The organism is Streptomyces sp. NPDC005262, assembly GCF_042872425.1.
Taxonomy (GTDB): Bacteria; Actinomycetota; Actinomycetes; order Streptomycetales; family Streptomycetaceae; genus Streptomyces.
Genome location: NZ_JBIAKK010000005.1, coordinates 354,164 through 371,830, shown reverse-complemented (window position 1 = coordinate 371,830; position 17,667 = coordinate 354,164). Strand labels below are relative to the sequence as shown.

At 70.7% G+C, this 17,667-nt stretch carries 13 protein-coding genes, 4 tRNA genes, 1 other RNA gene and 1 pseudogene; 8 read left to right on the top strand and 11 right to left on the bottom strand.

The window, feature by feature from the left end; genetic code table 11:
• Positions 1-38 precede the first annotated feature (38 nt).
• Complete coding sequence (locus tag ACFYP5_RS16920; RefSeq protein ID WP_385032981.1) at positions 39-131, top strand: putative leader peptide; 93 nt, start codon at positions 39-41, stop codon at positions 129-131.
• A gap of 232 nt (positions 132-363) precedes the next feature.
• Positions 364-1,803 carry a sulfatase gene (locus ACFYP5_RS16915; RefSeq protein WP_389036054.1) on the top strand — a complete coding sequence of 480 codons (1,440 nt, stop codon included), beginning with the start codon at positions 364-366 and terminating at the stop codon, positions 1,801-1,803.
• Position 1,804: 1 nt separating this feature from the next.
• Here the strand turns inward: ACFYP5_RS16915 and ACFYP5_RS16910 are convergent, their stop codons facing one another.
• The 5 genes from ACFYP5_RS16910 to purS all read right to left on the bottom strand — a co-directional run bounded on the left by ACFYP5_RS16910 (position 1,805) and on the right by purS (position 6,835).
• Positions 1,805-2,593, bottom strand: coding sequence for an META domain-containing protein (locus ACFYP5_RS16910; RefSeq protein ID WP_389036051.1), 789 nt, complete (start codon positions 2,591-2,593; stop codon positions 1,805-1,807).
• Between the two features lie 61 nt (positions 2,594-2,654).
• Positions 2,655-3,455 (bottom strand): sterol carrier family protein, encoded by an 801-nt coding sequence (locus ACFYP5_RS16905; protein WP_389036049.1) that lies wholly within the window; start codon positions 3,453-3,455, stop codon positions 2,655-2,657.
• A 196-nt stretch (positions 3,456-3,651) separates the two neighbouring features.
• Positions 3,652-5,901, bottom strand: coding sequence for a phosphoribosylformylglycinamidine synthase subunit PurL (gene purL, locus ACFYP5_RS16900; RefSeq protein ID WP_389036046.1), 2,250 nt, complete (start codon positions 5,899-5,901; stop codon positions 3,652-3,654).
• Positions 5,898-6,578, bottom strand: a complete 681-nt coding sequence (gene purQ / locus ACFYP5_RS16895) for a phosphoribosylformylglycinamidine synthase subunit PurQ (protein ID WP_030929707.1) — start codon at positions 6,576-6,578, stop codon at positions 5,898-5,900. Before purQ ends, purL begins: the two co-directional genes overlap by 4 nt.
• A complete protein-coding gene (purS, locus tag ACFYP5_RS16890) occupies positions 6,575-6,835 on the bottom strand; it encodes a phosphoribosylformylglycinamidine synthase subunit PurS (RefSeq protein ID WP_030929711.1) in 261 nt (86 codons plus the stop codon). Before purS ends, purQ begins: the two co-directional genes overlap by 4 nt.
• Before the next feature lie 382 nt (positions 6,836-7,217).
• Between purS and ACFYP5_RS16885 the strand changes: the two genes are divergently transcribed.
• The 5 genes and pseudogenes from ACFYP5_RS16885 to ACFYP5_RS16865 all read left to right on the top strand — a co-directional run bounded on the left by ACFYP5_RS16885 (position 7,218) and on the right by ACFYP5_RS16865 (position 8,881).
• Positions 7,218-7,553, top strand: coding sequence for an Lsr2 family protein (locus ACFYP5_RS16885; protein WP_389036043.1), 336 nt, complete (start codon positions 7,218-7,220; stop codon positions 7,551-7,553).
• Positions 7,554-7,679: 126 nt separating this feature from the next.
• Positions 7,680-7,751, top strand: a tRNA-Gly gene (locus tag ACFYP5_RS16880).
• A gap of 81 nt (positions 7,752-7,832) precedes the next feature.
• Positions 7,833-7,905 (top strand) — tRNA-Gly (locus tag ACFYP5_RS16875).
• Positions 7,906-8,212: 307 nt separating this feature from the next.
• Positions 8,213-8,783 (top strand): annotated as a pseudogene (locus ACFYP5_RS16870) (DNA-binding response regulator).
• Positions 8,784-8,805: 22 nt separating this feature from the next.
• Positions 8,806-8,881 (top strand) — tRNA-Gly (locus ACFYP5_RS16865).
• A gap of 44 nt (positions 8,882-8,925) precedes the next feature.
• Here the strand turns inward: ACFYP5_RS16865 and ACFYP5_RS16860 are convergent.
• From ACFYP5_RS16860 to ffs, 6 genes are all read right to left on the bottom strand, one after another.
• Positions 8,926-9,825: a phosphoribosylaminoimidazolesuccinocarboxamide synthase gene (locus ACFYP5_RS16860; protein WP_389036040.1), complete on the bottom strand. Its 900-nt coding sequence runs from the start codon at positions 9,823-9,825 to the stop codon at positions 8,926-8,928.
• A gap of 111 nt (positions 9,826-9,936) precedes the next feature.
• A complete protein-coding gene (locus ACFYP5_RS16855) occupies positions 9,937-11,397 on the bottom strand; it encodes a N,N-dimethylformamidase beta subunit family domain-containing protein (RefSeq protein WP_389036039.1) in 1,461 nt (486 codons plus the stop codon).
• A gap of 211 nt (positions 11,398-11,608) precedes the next feature.
• Positions 11,609-13,372, bottom strand: coding sequence for a hypothetical protein (locus tag ACFYP5_RS16850; RefSeq protein ID WP_389036036.1), 1,764 nt, complete (start codon positions 13,370-13,372; stop codon positions 11,609-11,611).
• Positions 13,373-13,689: 317 nt separating this feature from the next.
• Positions 13,690-14,940: a phosphoribosylamine--glycine ligase gene (gene purD, locus ACFYP5_RS16845; protein ID WP_389036033.1), complete on the bottom strand. Its 1,251-nt coding sequence runs from the start codon at positions 14,938-14,940 to the stop codon at positions 13,690-13,692.
• A 93-nt stretch (positions 14,941-15,033) separates the two neighbouring features.
• Positions 15,034-17,217 (bottom strand): DNA polymerase III subunit gamma and tau, encoded by a 2,184-nt coding sequence (locus ACFYP5_RS16840; RefSeq protein ID WP_389036031.1) that lies wholly within the window; start codon positions 17,215-17,217, stop codon positions 15,034-15,036.
• A 105-nt stretch (positions 17,218-17,322) separates the two neighbouring features.
• Positions 17,323-17,419, bottom strand: an RNA gene (gene ffs, locus ACFYP5_RS16835) — signal recognition particle sRNA small type.
• Positions 17,420-17,528: 109 nt separating this feature from the next.
• Between ffs and ACFYP5_RS16830 the strand changes: the two genes are divergently transcribed.
• Positions 17,529-17,616 (top strand) — tRNA-Ser (locus ACFYP5_RS16830).
• Positions 17,617-17,667 lie beyond the last annotated feature (51 nt).

Below are 17,667 nucleotides of genomic sequence, written 5' to 3'. Positions count from 1 at the left end.
GTTGACAGGCGCATGCCCTTTCGGCAGGCTCCTGCACCATGCAGCCCCTCGGTGACCGTTCGGTCACGCTCGTGGAGCGCCGCCACGTCGATCTGGCACGTGTCGCGAGCGCCATCTGTCGCTGCGTCTGACTCCCGCGACGCGTACCGCGTCGCGTGCGCCTGCTGACGGCGCCGGACCCGCCCCCTCGTCGGCGCCCTCCGTTTCCGCTCTCCCTCACTCGTACCCGCGTGCGCGTCCACATGTCCGCATGTGACGCCTGACGGGTCCGCCCAGGCTCTTCCTCGACCTCCCGCCGCGCCCTGCCCTGGAGCAGTCATGCCTTCTCGCGACCCTAGAAGCTCGAACGAAAGTGCGGATTCGATGCCGCTGACCCGGCGCGCCTTCGGAACCGCCGTCGGCGCGACCGCCGCGACCGCCGCGGTCGGAATCCCGGCCGCCGCCACGCCCGCCTCCGCCGCCACGCCTGTCTCAGCGGCTGTGGCCGCTCCCGCCGGGGCTGTCAGTGAGCGCCCCTTCCGGGCCGCCCGCGGCAAGCACTCCCGGCGGCCCAACATCCTCTTCATCCTGGGCGACGATCTCGGCTGGGCCGACCTCTCCTCATACGGCTCCCCGCACATCCACACCCCGAACCTGGACCGTCTCGGCCGCCAGGGCGTGCGGTTCACGGACGCCTACTCCGGCTCCGCGACCTGCTCCCCCACCCGGTTCAGCCTCTACACCGGGCGCTATCCGGGCCGTACGAAGGGCGGTCTCGCCGAGCCCATCGCGGACCGGTCGGTGGGTCTCGAACCCACGCACCCGACGCTCGCCTCACTGCTGCGCGGAGTCGGGTACGCCACCGCACTGATCGGCAAGTGGCACTGCGGCTATCTGCCGGACTACAGCCCCACCAGGTCCGGCTGGGACGAGTTCTTCGGGAACTTCGGCGGGGCGCTGGAGTACTACTCCAAGCTCGGCCTCGGCGGCGAGTACGACTTGTTCGAGGGCGACGCCGAGTACAAGGACCTGCGCTACTACACGCGGATCCTGACCGAGCGGGCGAGCGCGTACGTACAACGCGGCCACGACAGGCCGTGGCTGCTCAATCTGAACTTCACCACCCCGCACTGGCCGTGGATCGCGGAGGGCGACACAGCCGAGAGCGCCGAGATCGTCCGCAGGATCAGGGCCGGAGGCCTGGCGGGGCTGTTCCACGCGGACGGGGGTTCGGTGGAGAAGTACAAGCAGATGGTCGAGGACCTGGACCGCTCGGTCGGCGAGGTGCTGAAGGCACTGGAGCGGTCCGGCCAGGAGGAGGACACCCTGGTCTTCTTCGCCAGCGACAACGGCGGCGAACGGTTCTCGTACCAGTGGCCTCTCTCCGGCAACAAGTCCTCGCTGCAGGAGGGCGGGATCCGGGTTCCGGCACTGCTTCGCTGGCCGGCCAGGATCGACCCGCACCAGGTGAGCGGTCTGCCGGTGTTCTCGCCGGACTGGACCGCGACGCTGCTGGAGGTCGGCGGCGCGCGACCGGACCCCGCGTACCCGCTGGACGGCATCAGCCTGGCCGGCCACCTGCTGAGGGGCGAGGAGCCCAAGGAGCGGGATCTGTTCTGGCGGGTACGCGGGGAGCGGGCGCTGCGGCGCGGCGACTGGAAGTACTACCGGGGCAAGGGCGGCACCGACCAGCTGTTCCAGCTCGCCCATGACCAGCGGGAACAGGCGGACCGGGCGCAGGCCGAACCGGAGCTGCTGGCCGAGCTGCGGGCTTCCTGGGAGAGGACGGACGCCGGCCTGCTGCCGTACTCGGCGGGGGCCTGACTCACTTCCCCGGCGTGGGCGCCGTGGCGCTGAAACCCTCACCGTTCGCCGCGGTGAGGGTCAGCGTGCGGTGATCGATCCTGTACGTCGTCCGCCCGTCCAGGATCGCGAGCAGTGCGCGCTCCACCTTCATCTGCGGATCGGGGCACATCATCTTCGTGCCGTTGATCCGGCCGAACGTGATGGCGGAACCGGAGACCGTCGCGGTGCCGCGGATCCGGTTGCATCCCGGGCTGCCCTGCACGGAGTCGTCCTTGCCGAAGCTCAGTTGCGCCTTCTTCCCCGCACCGGCGGGCAGCGCCGAGACGGCCGAACCGGAAACCAGAGCGGTGACGGTCCAGGTGGTGCCGATGAGCGGGGCGGCAGGCTCTGAGGTGAAGGCGATGGAGTCGCCCTTCGCCGTGGTCAGGGTCAGGCTCTTCTCCGTCGCAGCAGCGGTGAGTCTGCCGCTGAACGTGCTGGACAGGGCCCGCTCGAACTGCTGAAGATCCTTCTCGCAGCGCATCTCGGTGGTCGTGGCCGGCTTCACGGTGACCGTGTCGCCGTCCACGCGGACCGGGGCGGTGAAGTGGTTGCAGCCGAAGTTCCCGGTGGCCCTGCCGTCGGGCGTGATCGTGACGTGGGCGCCGTCCGGGGCCGCGGTCCTCTTCCCTCCGACCGTCACCGAATCGACGTTCCAGTGGACGCCGGTGACGGACGGGCCGGTCCGTACGGTGCCACTGCCGTCGCCGGACCCCGACTCCGTACCGCACGCGGCGAGGGTGAGGAGAGCCAGGACGCTGACAGTCATTCGTTGTCCGAACATGGCCATGTGACGGTACGAGGGTCCGATCCGGTTCCCCCGCCTTCGGTCAGCCGAGCAGTGGCAGCAGGTCGCTCAGGTCGGCCCGCTCACCGCTCGCGCTGACTTTCGCCTCGTCGAGCGCCCGGGACCACTGCGTTCGCCCGGTGGCGAGCCGGATCCAGGTCAGCGGATCGGTCTCGACGACATTGGGCGGCGTACCGCGGGTGTGCTTCGGACCCTGGACACATTGGACGACCGAGAACGGCGGGACGCGCACCTCGACCGAACCGCCGGGCGCCTTCTCCGCGAGGGCGTCCGTGAGCAGCCGGGTGCAGGCGGCGAGGGCCTGCCGGTCGTACGGGATGTCCAGCCCGGCCGCCGCGTTCAGGTCGTCCGTGTGCACGACCAGTTCGACCGTGCGGGTGACGAGGAAGTCGCCCAGCCGCATCACTCCCACCCGGGTGGGCAGCAACCGGTCCTCCCCCACGCCCGGCACCACCGCCTCGAACCGGTCGGCGACCTCCGCGTACAGCGCGTCGAGATCGGGGCGGTCCGCGGCGAGCGCCTTGGTGTCGTCGGTGATCCGGCCGGCCCGCTCGGCGGTCGAGAACGGCCACTCCAGCAGCGTGAGCTCGGGCTTCTCGCCCGGCGGCTCCGGCAGCTCCAGGTTCCGGCAGACGTTCGAGACAGCCATTGTCAGATGGGCGGCGAGCTCGCGCACCGTCCAGTCCCCGAGCCGCGTCGGGAGCGCCAGCTGATCCGGCGTCAGGGTGCCGACCGCCGCCTGGACATGGGCGAACTGCGCCTGCACGGCGGCGCGGGTCCGGACGAGGTCGTAGCGGCGGGCGCGCTTCTGTGACGGCGGCATGGCAGCGAGCCTACGGGCAGTCGGCAGGCACCGTGCCCCGGTCGGCCTCGGGCGTGAAGGAGCCCGGGCGGCAATCCGAGCCACAGTGACGCGCCGCCCACCACCGTTGGACCGGCACCGGTACGCACGCGATGACGAAGCCCCCGCCCGGTGGACCGGACGGGGGCTTCGCTCAAAGCGCTGACACGGAACCGGTTCAGGCGAGCAGACCCGGAATCGTCGCCTCGTGCGCCGTGCGGAGCTCGCTCAGCGGAATGCTGAACTCGCCCTGGACCTCGATCTCCTCGCCGTCCACGACACCGATCCGGGTGACGGGCAGACCGCGCGCCCCGCACATGTCGTTGAAGCGGAGCTCCTCGCTGCGCGGAATCGAGACGACCGCGCGGCCCGCCGACTCCGAGAAGAGGAAGGTGAACGCGTCCAGACCGTCCGGCACGACCAGCCGGGCACCCTTGCCGCCACGGAGGCACGACTCGGTGACCGCCTGGATCAGACCGCCGTCGGAGAGGTCGTGCGCCGCGTCGATCATGCCGTCGCGGGACGCCGAGATCAGGATCTCGCCGAGCAGCTTCTCGCGCCCCAGGTCGACCTTGGGCGGCAGACCACCGAGGTGGTTGTGGACGACCTCGGACCAGGCCGAGCCGCCGAACTCCTCACGCGTGTCGCCGAGCAGGTAGAGGAGCTGGCCCTCGTCCTTGAAGGCGACCGGCGTACGCCGGGTCACGTCGTCGATCACACCGAGCACGGCCACGACCGGCGTCGGGTGGATCGCCGTCTCCCCGGTCTGGTTGTACAGCGACACGTTGCCGCCGGTGACCGGGGTGCCGAGCTCCAGGCAGCCGTCCGCGAGACCACGGGTGGCCTCGGCGAACTGCCACATGACGTCCGGGTCCTCGGGCGAACCGAAGTTCAGGCAGTCCGAGATGGCGAGCGGCTTGGCGCCGGAGGTGGCGACATTGCGGTACGCCTCCGCCAGTGCGAGCTGTGCGCCGGTGTACGGGTCGAGCTTCGCGTACCGGCCGTTGCCGTCGGTCGCCATGGCCACGCCCAGGTTCGACTTCTCGTCGATCCGGACCATGCCGGCGTCCTCGGGCATCGCGAGCACGGTGTTGCCCTGCACGAACCGGTCGTACTGGTCCGTGATCCACGCCTTGGAGGCCTGGTTCGGAGAAGCGACCAGCTTGAGTACCTGCTCGCGCAGCTCGGCGGCGCTCGCCGGGCGGGCCAGCTTGTTCGCGTCGTCGGCCTGCAGCGCGTCCTGCCAGGACGGACGGGCGAACGGACGGTGGTACGTCGGGCCCTCGTGGGCGACGGACCGCGGCGGCACGTCGACGATCTGCTCGCCGTGCCAGAAGATCTCGAGCTGCGAGCCCTCGGTCACCTCACCGATGACGGTGGCGATGACGTCCCACTTCTCGCAGATCTCCATGAAGCGGTCGACCTTGTCCGGCTCGACGATCGCGCACATGCGCTCCTGCGACTCGCTCATGAGGATTTCCTCGGGCGAGAGGGAGGAGTCGCGCAGCGGAACGGTGTCCAGCTCGACGCGCATACCGCCGGAGCCCGCGGACGCCAGCTCCGAGGTGGCGCAGGAAAGGCCCGCACCGCCGAGGTCCTGGATACCGGCGACGAGCTTCTCGCCGAAGATCTCCAGGGTGCACTCGATCAGGAGCTTCTCCTGGAACGGGTCGCCGACCTGGACGGCCGGACGCTTCGCCGGGCCGGTCGACTCGAAGGTCTCCGAGGCCAGGACCGAGACGCCGCCGATGCCGTCGCCGCCGGTGCGGGCGCCGTACAGGATCACCTTGTTGCCGGGGCCGGAGGCCTTGGCGAGGTGGATGTCCTCGTGCTTCATCACGCCGATGCAGCCGGCGTTGACGAGCGGGTTGCCCTGGTAGCAGGCGTCGAAGACGACCTCGCCGCCGATGTTCGGCAGACCGAGGCAGTTGCCGTACCCGCCGATGCCCGCGACGACTCCGGGCAGTACCCGCTTGGTGTCGGGGTGGTCGGCCGCGCCGAACCGCAGCGGGTCGACGACCGCGACGGGGCGGGCACCCATGGCGAGGATGTCGCGGACGATGCCGCCGACGCCGGTGGCCGCTCCCTGGTAGGGCTCGATGTACGAGGGGTGGTTGTGCGACTCGACCTTGAAGGTGACCGCGTAACCCTGACCGACGTCGACCACACCGGCGTTCTCGCCGATGCCGACGAGCATCGCGTCGTTGGCGGGGACCTTCTCGCCGAACTGCTTGAGGTGGACCTTGCTGCTCTTGTACGAGCAGTGCTCGGACCACATCACGGAGTACATGGCGAGCTCGGCGCCGGTGGGACGACGGCCCAGGATCTCGCGGATCCGGGCGTACTCGTCCTCCTTGAGGCCGAGCTCCTTCCAGGGCTGCGCGACGTCCGGGGTCTCGGCCGCGTGCTTGACCGTATCCAGGCTCATGCGTTGACCAGCTTCTTGATGATCGAGGTGAAGAAACCGAGGCCGTCGGTGCGACCGGTTCCGATCAGCGGCTCGACGGCGTGCTCCGGGTGCGGCATCAGACCGACGACGTTGCCCGCGGCATTGGTGATGCCGGCGATGTCGCGCAGCGAACCGTTGGGGTTGACGTCCAGGTAACGGAAGGCGACACGGCCCTCCGCCTCCAGCTCGTCGAGGACGCGCTCGTCGGCGACGTAACGCCCGTCCATGTTCTTCAGCGGTACGGAGATTTCCTGGCCCGCGGAGTAGTCCGAGGTCCAGGCGGTCTCCGCGTTCTCGACGCGCAGCTTCTGGTCGCGGCAGATGAAGTGCAGGTGGTTGTTGCGCAGCATCGCGCCGGGCAGCAGATGTGCCTCGGTCAGAATCTGGAAGCCGTTGCAGATACCGAGGACCGGCATTCCGGCCTTCGCCTGCTCGATGACGGTCTCCATGACCGGCGAGAACCGGGAGATGGCTCCGGCCCTCAGATAGTCGCCGTAGGAGAAACCGCCCGCCAGGATGACCGCGTCGACCTGGTGCAGGTCCTTGTCGCGGTGCCACAGCGATACGGGTTCGGCGCCCGCGACGCGTACGGCCCTCAGGCTGTCCTGGTCGTCGAGCGTGCCGGGAAAGGTGACGACTCCGATACGAGCAGTCACTTCGACTCCTCGGCCTTCTCCACCTTCACGGTGAAGTCCTCGATGACGGTGTTGGCGAGGAACGTCTCGGCCATCTCATGAATGCGGGTGAGGGCGGCGTCGTCGACCGGCCCCTCGACCTCGAGCTCGAAACGCTTTCCCTGACGTACGTCCGCGATTCCCTCGAAGCCGAGACGGGGCAGTGCACGCTGCACCGCCTGTCCCTGCGGGTCGAGGATCTCGGGCTTGAGCATGACGTCGACTACGACGCGTGCCACTGGCACTCCCGGTGGTGGTGTGGTGCGGCTGTTTCTCCGGGGGGCTCCCCAGACCCCCGCAGGTGACCTCAGCCTACCTGGCCAGAAATTCTACGCGGGTAGATATCGCCAGGCCCTGATCACGCGGAGATATCGACCGTGACAACGTGCGGGAAAAGTCCCGCGAAAAAAATCCTCACAGGATCACGCATAGAAGGCGGACACGCGCAGCTAATTGGCTGGGCTTCACAATGCGGTGCCTACCGCTGTACAAATGATTAGCAGGGAAAGCAGTATTGCCTCTAAACAGTCGACACATGTCGGCCCCCATCCGCCCAGCAGCCGGAAGGCCGGCATCGGCGCATGTCAGACGCGCCGATGCCGCAGGAAAGGACCAATATCCGTGGCTCAGCGCGTGGTGGTCATGCTCTCCGACGACATCGACGGGGGAGAAGCGGCGGAAACGGTTGCCTTCGCCCTGGACGGGAAGTCGTACGAGATCGACCTGAATCCGTCCAATGCAAAGAAACTGCGCAAGGCCCTGGCCCCGTACATGGCAGCCGGCCGTAAGCAGACAAATGCCGGCAAGCACGGCAAGACCCCCGTGTCGTACCGGCACACCTCGCTCGCACCCGACCCGGCGGCCGTTCGCGCCTGGGCCCGGTCCCACCGAATGGACGTACCGGCCCGCGGCCGGATCCCCAAGAAGGTCTACGAGGCCTTCCGCGAGGCGAGTTGAGGGGGACCGGAACGCACCCTGCGACGACACCCCGCAGGCACCGACTTGCGCGACACCCCATCAGGTCGGCTAGAGTCTGGAGCACGCCGAGGGGCAAGGCCGAAAAGGCCGAACCTCACGCAGCGTGCGGGTGTAGTTCAGTAGCAGAACATCCCCCTTCCAGGGGGAAGGCGCAGTGTGCAATTCCTGTCACCCGCTCTGCATCACTCTTATGGACCACTGCGGTGGATCAGGTAGAGTGGTGTTCGCACCGCCCAGTGAAAGCTGAGCGGCAGCAATGCGGACGTGGCTCAGTTGGTAGAGCATCACCTTGCCAAGGTGAGGGTCGCGAGTTCGAATCTCGTCGTCCGCTCTTGATCGTGTTGTTCGAAGGCCCTGGTCGATATCGACCAGGGCCTTCGTCGTATTCCGAAGCGCTGCTCCATGACCGCTCATGACGTTTGTCATGGGCGGTGATGACGGCTCGCACTGCTCGCGGCCGCCATCCGGCGGAAATCTGAACGCACCACCAGCGATGAATGTGTGATCGAGGCGGACGGGATCGGGCGACGCTACGCCGGCGGCTGAGCGGTGATGGATCTCCTTCTGCGTGGCGCGCGGCATGATCTTCGCGCTGCTCGGGACGAACGGGGCGGGCAAGCAACCCCGACGACGAGCATCTGATCCAGGGGCGCTCGCCGCGCTGCGCGCGCCGGAGGACGACCTCGTGGCGGTCGCGGAGGCTGCGACCGGCCCGGAGGCCCTCGCCGTGGCGCGGGCCCACCATCCCGATGCGGCGGTCCTCGATCTGCAGACGCCGGGGGCGGACGGTGTGAGGGTGGCCACATCGCTGCGGGCCGAACCGCCCGGCTGCCGGACCATGATCGTGACCGGCCGCTGCCGCTCCGGACATCCGAAGCGGGCACTCGCGGCGGGCGTGCGGGCCTTTGTACCCAAGACGGTCAGCGCCCGGCAACTGGCCGGCATCATCCGTACCGTGCACGCCGGAAACCTTGCGTGGACCCGGAGTTGGCAGCCGACGCGCTCTCCGCCGGAGACTCCCCGCCGGCCGTGCGCGAGGCCGGGGTACTGGAACTGGCGGCGGACGGAGCGCCGGTGGCGGAGATCGCGGAGCGGGCGTCCCGGTCGCAGGGGACCGTACGGAACTCCCTCTCCGCGGCCGCCTCGAAGCTCGGCGCGGAGAACCGCCACGCGGCAGTGCGTCTCGCACGGGAGCGAGGATGGGTATAGTGGTCTTCGCGCTTCGGCGCATGCGAACGTAGCTCAGCTGGTAGAGCGCAACCTTGCCAAGGTTGAGGTCGCGAGTTCGAACCTCGTCGTTCGCTCCACGCAAGAAGGCCCCGGTCCTCAGGACCGGGGCCTTCTTCGTGTCCTACTGCCAGGTGTTGCCGGTGAGGAGTTCGTACGCCTCCAGGTACTTCGACCGGGTCGCGTCGACGATCTCCTGCGGCAGTGCCGGCGGCGGCTGTTCGCTCTTGCGGTCCCAGCCGGAGGCCGGCGAGGTCAGCCAGTCCCGTACGAACTGCTTGTCGTACGAGGGCTGGGCCTTGCCCGGCTCCCAGGCGGCGGCCGGCCAGAAACGGGACGAGTCCGGCGTCAGCACCTCGTCCGCGATGATCAGCTCGTCACCGTCGAAGCCGAACTCGAACTTCGTGTCCGCGAGGATGATGCCGCGCTCACGGGCGATGTCCCGGGCCCGCGCGTAGACGTCGAGGGTGGTGCGGCGCAGCCGGGCCGCGGTCTCCGTGCCGACCTCGCGGGCCACTTCCTCGTACGACACGTTCTCGTCGTGGTCGCCGACGGCCGCCTTGGTAGCGGGGGTGAAGATCGGCGCCGGCAGTTCGGAGCCGTCGACGAGACCCTCGGGGAGAGCGAGGCCGCAGACCGTACGGGACGCGTTGTACTCGAGGAGGCCCGAGCCGGTCAGATAGCCGCGGGCGACGCACTCGACCGGGACCATCCGCAGCGACTTGCAGATCAGCGTCCGGCCGGCCCAGTCCGCGGGTGCCCCGGCGGGGAGCTCCGTGGACAGGACGTGGTTCGGGACGAGATCGGAGAGCTGCTCGAACCACCACAGCGACAGCCGGGTGAGGACGCGCCCCTTGTCGGGGATCTCGGTGGGCAGGACCCAGTCGTACGCGGACATACGGTCGCTGGCGACCATGACGAGGTCGCCCGCCTCGTTCCGGTACAGATCCCGCACCTTGCCGGTGTGGAGGTGGGTGAGTCCGGGGACCACCACGGGCTCGGGCTTTTCTACGAATCCGGACACGCTGCCTCCGCGTAGGTTGATCCAGGAGTCGTTCCGATTGTCCCGTATCCGGATGGGGTGGGGTGGAGCGGGGTGGAGCAGGGGCAGCGCGTGGCGGCGGTGACGCGTCGTTCAGGCGTGTTTGCAGATGCGGTCGAGGAGATTGGCGGTGGCGCGCTGGATGCGCGGGTCCACATGGCCGGGGCGGTCCAGCGCCGGGGACCAGGCGAAGGTGCCGGAGGCGAAGACGAGGGCGCCTGAAGGGGCCCGGTAGAGGGATGTCTCCTGGTGGCGCGTCGTGCCTTCGCCGTCCTGGTAAGGGGAGTGGGCGAGCAGGATGCGGTTCTCGTGCTGGGGGAGTGTGGTGCGCGGGAAGTAGCGGTCGGCCTCGCCCGCGACCAGGCCGTCGATCTCGTCGCCCTCGTCGGCCCCGGTCGCGTCCCAGAGCCAGTGCTCCGCGTTCCGTACGACCAGGGGGTGGGGGTCGGGGACCCGGCCCGCGTACTGGATGCCGAGGAGCTGCTGCTCGGCCCGGTCCACCTCGCGCCAGAGCGCGGGCTTCCCCGGGCCGCGGCGCTTGCGGCAGGTGAGCAGCCGGTCCGGTACGCCGGACGGCGACGGGGAGAGGCTGACCTGCCAGTACATGGTGTTGGCGGACAGGAAGACCAGCGAGGTGCCGCCGTCCCTGGCGGCCTCCACCGTGCGGCGCATCGGGACCGACCAGTACTCGTCGTGGCCCGGGAAGACCAGGCCCCGGTAGCGGCCGACGTCGATCCGGCCCGCGTGCAGATCGCGGGTGTCGGCATACGCGATGTCGTAGCCGTACCGCTCGGCCCAGCGGATGAAGTCGTAGGCATGACCGACATGGAGCGGCAGACCGGCACCCGCGTACGGGCGGTCGAAGGAGACGGTGACCGCGGCGTCCTCCTCGCCCAGGAGCCGGCCCTGCTCGTCCCAGGCGTGATAGAGGCTGGCGCCGGTGCGGCCGTCCTCGGGGTAGAGGTTGTACGCCTGCCAGGTGATGTCCGGCAGGACGAGCAGCAGATCCGCCGGGTGGTCGTCCCGCACCGTGAAAGGGATGTGGGAGCGGTATCCGTCGGCCGTGGTGAGCACGGCGACATAGGCGCCGATCGACCAGTAGGTGGGGATCTGCAGCCGCCAGGACTGCCACCAGTGGTGGCAGGAGACGGTCCGGTCGGCGGTGAGCGGGGGCGGCTGGACGATGCCGGACAGCCGCGGGCTGGTGGTGATCTTGGCGGCGCCATCGCCGCCGTAATGACCGATCCGGTAGATGTCCACGGAGAACTGCTGGGGCGGGTCCACGGTGATGTGGAAGTCGATCGCCTCGCCGGGGGCCGCCGCGCCGGTCGAGATGAAGCCCTTGATCTGGCGGTGGACGTCGTCGGCTGTACGGGTGCCGCCTCCGGTGCCGCGGGCCAGGGCGAGATCGGCGTACCAGGGCACGACCTGGCCGGTGTCGTCGAAGTAGTTCTCACTGCCGCGCAGCCAGGGGAGGGGGCCCTGACCGAAGGGGTCGGAGACGGCATGCGCCAGGGCACCCGATTCCCACCGACGAATCTGCTCCGCCCCCATAGCGCTTACCTCCCTCGAATCCCCCGAGACAACGGTGATGTGCCGGCTGTGGTGCGCCGAGTGTCAGCCTGTGATGCGACGACTGTCAGCGCCGATCCCCAGCACATCACATAACGCACGCACTCCGTCACCGTTCGTCGTGAATTGACGGGAATGGAACGCGCTCCTCCGGATTACTGGCCGGTGCCGCGAGGACGGGGTGGGCAGTGGATCACACGAGACGGACGGGCTTGTCCGTGCGGACACCGACCGAGGCGAGCCAGCAACGCAGCGGTCCGGCGTCCCCGTCCTCGACCAGGCTGAGCACGGGACTGCCCAGATCCGCCCGGCGCTCGCCGTCGACCAGCAGGGCCGGCCCGTCGAGCCAGTCGAGGCCGGCCGCCGCGCCTGCCGTGTCCACGGCGGCGCAGCAGACCATCGCCGCGACATGGTCGGCGAGCAGCTCCGTGCCGGTACGCGGCGGCTGGAGCGGAAAGAGCGGCAGGGGGTCGGGGCCCCAGAAATCCAGGACGTCCCCGTCCGACGCGGCGGGCGAGCCTGCCGGAGACTCCTGCGGGGCCGCCGCCTCCTCGCGGGCCACCGCCGCGCTGATCCCGGCCGCGAGCTCCTCGCCCCGCCCGTCCGGTCCGGAGAGCTGCTCGACGACCCGGGCCAGTGTGGGCACGGCGACGCCGAGGGCATCGACGCCGTGTGCCCCGAAAGCCCGGACGGCTCCGGCTCCCCCGACCGCCTCGTCGGGTCCTCCGGCCGGGGAGGGCCGTACGCCCATCGCGTCGAGGACGCGGAGCAGGCGGGCCGCTTCGGTACGCCACTTCCGGTCGACGACCTCTTCCGGATACTGCTGCCAGTCGACCGGGGACCAGTCGGGACCGGTCTCGGCGGGGCCGCCGTGGAAGAGACGGGCGGCGAGCAGCGAGGCCGCCTCGTCGGCCGCGCCCGGCTCCTCGAGGAGGTCGCAGGCGGGGCGCTCACCGAGTCGGGAGGTGAAACCCTCGGCGAGGCGATCGCGCCGGGAGAGCTCGGTGAGGGCGGAGACGACGCCCGCGTCGAGCCTGGACGGCCAGCGGCCCATCCGCCAGGCCGGCAGCGCGACCCGGGTGAGCAGCCGGTCCCAGCCCGCGTAGGCGAGGCCGACCTGCTCCTGAGCCGCGATCCGCAGCCCGTAATCCACAGCCTGTGCACGCTCGGACGCGGCGGCGGCGACACCCCGCTCCATCGCCGCGGCATGGCCTCGACAGCTGCGCAGGAGCAGCCGGGCGATCCAGCCGACGAGGCCGCGCGGCAGCCTGCGCAGCCGCGCGAACCGTCCGGGGGCGGGGGAGGCCGCATCGGCGACCGCGCCGTCCAGCCCTCGTACGAAACGGCGCGCGGCGGCTATATCGGGGTGGGCGGCGGAGCCCGTACCCGCGACGACCGGGGCGAGCACCGCCCGTAGCTCAGCAACCCGCATCCACCACAGGAACGGCGATCCGATGACCAGCACGGGCGCCACCGGTGCCCCATGCCGGCGGCCACCGGAGGGGGCGGGCCGGGTCGCCGGGCTCTCCGCGGGCTGCGCTGAGCGGTGTGTGCGGTCCTCCAGCCAGCTGTCGCAGTCGGGGGTCAGAGCTATGGCCGACGGCGCGGGTACGCCGAGCCGGTCGGCGAGGTCCCGGACCAGCCGGTAGAGGTCGGGGGCGGCCTGCTCGGTGAGCGGGACGGTCGGACTGACCGCCGGCCTCGCTCGTGCGATCGCGACCGACACCGCTGCGGCGCCCAGCAGCACGACCGTCGCGCAGGCCGTCACGGCCCAGCGCAGGGCATCCCACCCGCCGCCGCCGATGCGGCCCTGCGCGGCCGCGACGAGCAGCACGACGGCGACCGCCGCCGGCAGCAGGGCCGCGGCTGTTGCCCTGCTGCGGATGCGCAGCAGGGCGAGAGCCCGGGCGCGCGCAGCCTGCGCACCCAGCTCCTCACCAGTACCGGTACCGGACACGGCCGGACGTCACCCCCTCTGCCCCTGCGGCGGTATTGCTCACTCCCCCACTGTGGCACCCGTCACTGACATCGCAATGCCGGTGGGCCAAGTGCCGGAACGCTTGCGCCGCACCCTAGTTGGGGCCTCGGCGGGCGTCATTCGGATGGCCCAGCCGTCACTCGATGGAATGGCTTTGGGTAAAGGTGCTGACGGACCGGTGTCCATAGGGCAAAGGCGCTCGGGCAGCGGGGTCGGGACGTCCCGGGACATGCCGCGCCCCCTCGGGCCTCGGGCCTGAGGGGGCGCGATGTACAGGGCCGGCCGGGGCCGTCCGGTCAGACGCCGGCGGCCTTCCGGGCGATGTCCGTACGCAGCTGCGAGCCGTCGAGCCGGATCCGCGCGGCCGCCGTGTAGGCACGCTCACGGGCGCTGGCGAGGTCCTTGCCGGTCGCGGTCACGGACAGCACGCGGCCGCCCGCACTGACGATCTCGTCGCCGTCACGCCTGGTCCCGGCGTGCAGGACGTACGCATGCGGGGCATCCTGCGCCGCCACCTCGTCGAGGCCGTGGATCGGGTCACCCGTCCGCGGCGTGTCCGGGTAGTTGTGCGAGGCGATGACCACGGTGACCGCGGCCTCGTCGCGCCACGTGAGCGGGGGCAGCTCGTCGAGGGTGCCGTTGGCGGAGCCCAGCAGGACACCGGCCAGCGGGGTCTTCAGACGGGCCAGGACCACCTGGGTCTCCGGGTCGCCGAAGCGGGCGTTGAACTCGATGACACGGACGCCGCGCGAGGTGATCGCGAGACCCGCGTACAGCAGTCCGGAGAAGGGGGTGCCACGGCGGCGGAGCTCGTCGACGGTCGGCTGGAGGACCGTCTCCATGACCTCGTCGACCAGCTTGGGATCGGCCCACGGGAGAGGGGAGTACGCACCCATGCCGCCGGTGTTCGGACCCTCGTCGTCGTCGAGTGCGCGCTTGAAGTCCTGCGCGGGCTGGAGCGGCAGCACGGTCGTGCCGTCCGTGATCGCGAAGAGGCTCACCTCGGGGCCGTCGAGGAACTCCTCGATGACCACGCGGTCGCAGGCCAGCGCGTGGGCGCGGGCCGCCTCGATGTCGTCGGTGACGACGACGCCCTTGCCTGCGGCGAGGCCGTCGTCCTTGACGACGAACGGGGCGCCGAAGGCGTCGAGGGCGGTGTCGATCTCGGCGGGGGTGGTGCAGACGTAGCTGCGGGCGGTGGGGACACCCGCCCCGGCCATCACGTCCTTGGCGAACGCCTTGGAGCCCTCCAGCCGGGCCGCCTCACCGGAGGGGCCGAAGCAGGGGATGCCCGCGGCGCGCACGGCGTCGGCGACCCCGGCGACAAGCGGTGCCTCCGGGCCGACGACCACCAGCTCGGCGCCCAGTTCGGTGGCGAGGCGCGCGACGGCGTCGCCGTCGAGCGCGTCGACCGGGTGCAGTTCGGCCACCTCTGCGATGCCGGCATTGCCGGGCGCGCAGTACAGAGCGGTGACGTCGGGGTCGAGGGAGAGAGAGCGGCACAGGGCGTGTTCGCGGGCGCCGCCGCCGATGACGAGGACCTTCACGGGGTGCAGCCTAACCGCCGGGGCACAGCCGCCTTGACGGATGCCGCTCCGTGGACAGCCCGTGAGGCGTACCGCGACCCCGCCCGGCCCGCGCTACTCGTTGGTGAACTCCTCGACGACCGTGGCCCCCAGCTCCCGGACGATCAGGTCATGACCGGAGAGCGCCGAGTCGACCAGATCCGGGTCGTCCGCCTCCGGAGTGTCGTCCTCCGGGGCGACCGGACGCGGCGGCTCGGGAGCGGCCTGCGGCTGCGGGGCGGGGGCCGCGGCGCCCGGCTGCTGATACGGGGCCGGTGCGGGCCGGGACTCGTACTGCTGCGGGGCGGGCGTGGCCGGGCGCTGCGGTGCGGGCGGGGCGGACGGCCGGCCACCGCCGGTCTGCGGGGGCTGTCCCGCGCCGCCCGAGGGGTCGACGATCGCCTCGATCTTCCACTGCATGTTGAACTGCTCGGCGAGCGCCTGCTTGAGCACGTCCTCGCTGCCGCTGCTCACGAAGTTGTCGCGGGCACCGGCGTTGAGGAAGCCGATCTGCAGGGTGGCGCCGTCGAACCCGGTGACCTGCGCGTTCTGGCTGAGCAGGATCCAGGTGAACCGGCGCCGGTTCTTGACGGCCTCGAGGATGTCCGGCCACATGTTCCGCACCTGCGCGGCGCCCTGCGCCATGCCCGGGCTGGGCTGGGGGGCACCGGGCGCGGGCGCCGGGGCTGCGGGGGCCGGGGCAGGGGCGACAGGGGCGACGTGGGCCGGTGCCTGGCCCGGGGCGGAGGCGGTCGGCCAGCCACCGGGGCGGCGCCCGGACTCCGGCGCGGCCGCGGCGGGCCAGGCCCCGGGGCGCTGCCCACCAGCGGGAGCCTCGGAGGGTGGCTGCGGAACGGGAGCGGCAGGTGCAGGAGCGGCAGGTGCAGGAGCAGGGGGCGCTGCTGGGGCCGCGTACTGGGTGGGCTGCACGGGTTGTACGGGCGCGGCCGGGGGCGCGGCCTCGGGAGCCTCCCCCCGCACGGCCGCCCGCGCCGCGGCGACCCCGTCACCCGTCGGAACCACGGCTGCGGGCGCATGCGCCTGCGCCTGAGGTCCCGGTACGTACCCCATGGCGGGCCCGGCCCCGGCGGTTGCGAACGAGGCGCCGCGCTCCAGCCGGTCCAGCCGGGTCTGCAGCGAACGCTCGTCGTCGAAGGCCGCGGGCAGCAGCACCCGGGCGCAGATCAGCTCGACCTGGAGACGGGGCGAGGTCGCCCCGCGCATCTCCGTGAGCCCCTGGTTGACCAGATCGGCGGCGCGGCTCAGCTCGGCGGCGCCGAAGACGGACGCCTGGGCCTGCATCCGCTCGACCACATCGGCGGGTGCGTCGATGAGGCCCTTCTCCCCGGCATCCGGCACAGCGGCCAGGATCACCAGGTCGCGCAGCCGCTCCAGCAGGTCGGCGACGAAGCGCCGCGGGTCGTTCCCGCCCTCGATCACCCGGTCCACGACCTCGAACGCCGCCGCCCCGTCGCCCGCGGCGAACGCGTCCACGATGGAGTCGAGCAGCGACAGGTCCGTATAACCGAGCAGCGAGGTCGCCATGGCATATGTCACACCGTCGTCGCCCGCGCCCGCCAGCAACTGGTCCATCACGGACATCGAGTCACGCACGGATCCGGCACCGGCCCGCACGACCAGCGGGAGGACGCCGTCCTCGACGTGGCTGTTCTCCCTGCCGCAGACCTCGCCGAGATACTCGCGCAGCGTCCCCGGCGGCACGAGGCGGAACGGGTAGTGGTGCGTACGCGACCGGATCGTGCCGATGACCTTCTCGGGTTCGGTGGTCGCGAAGATGAACTTGAGGTGCTCCGGCGGCTCCTCGACCACCTTCAGCAGGGCGTTGAACCCCGCCGATGTGACCATGTGCGCCTCGTCGATGATGTAGATCTTGTAACGACTGGACGCGGGCCCGAAGAACGCCTTCTCCCGCAGATCACGGGCGTCGTCCACGCCACCGTGCGATGCGGCGTCGATCTCGATGACGTCGATCGACCCCGGCCCGTTGCGCGCGAGGTCCCGGCAGGACTGGCACTCCCCGCACGGCGTCGGCGTCGGTCCCTGCTCACAGTTCAGACAGCGGGCGAGGATGCGCGCACTGGTCGTCTTCCCGCAGCCGCGCGGCCCACTGAACAGGTACGCGTGATTGACCCGGTTGTTCCGCAGGGCCTGCTGCAGCGGGTCAGTGACATGCTCCTGCCCAATGACCTCGGCGAACGACTCGGGGCGATAGCGGCGGTACAGCGCAAGGGACGACACACCTACGAGGTTATCGGGGCGGACTGACAACCGGCCCCGGCCCGGGCACACCACCGGGTCCCGCACCGCCGGAAGACACCGGGAGGCTCCGCAGGGCCCCGGGAACGCAAGGGCCCCCCACGCACCCGCCAGAGCCAACCTACCCTTGCTGCCTTCCGGCCCTGGGGGAGTTCAGTCAGATAGCGCCACGTGAGGGGCTGACACCTACCTTAGCCGATCCCACCCCGATCAAGTCCACCGGCCGCCGTCCCGACCCCCGCCGTGGGGAACGTGTTCGCGAGCACTCCTCAACGTCTTGTATTGTTTGCCGCGGAGGATTCGCCTAGTGGCCTAGGGCGCACGCTTGGAAAGCGTGTTGGGGGCAACCCCTCACGAGTTCGAATCTCGTATCCTCCGCCATTGCTCTCACCGGGCAATACGTCGAAGGGCCCCACCGCTTGCGGTGGGGCC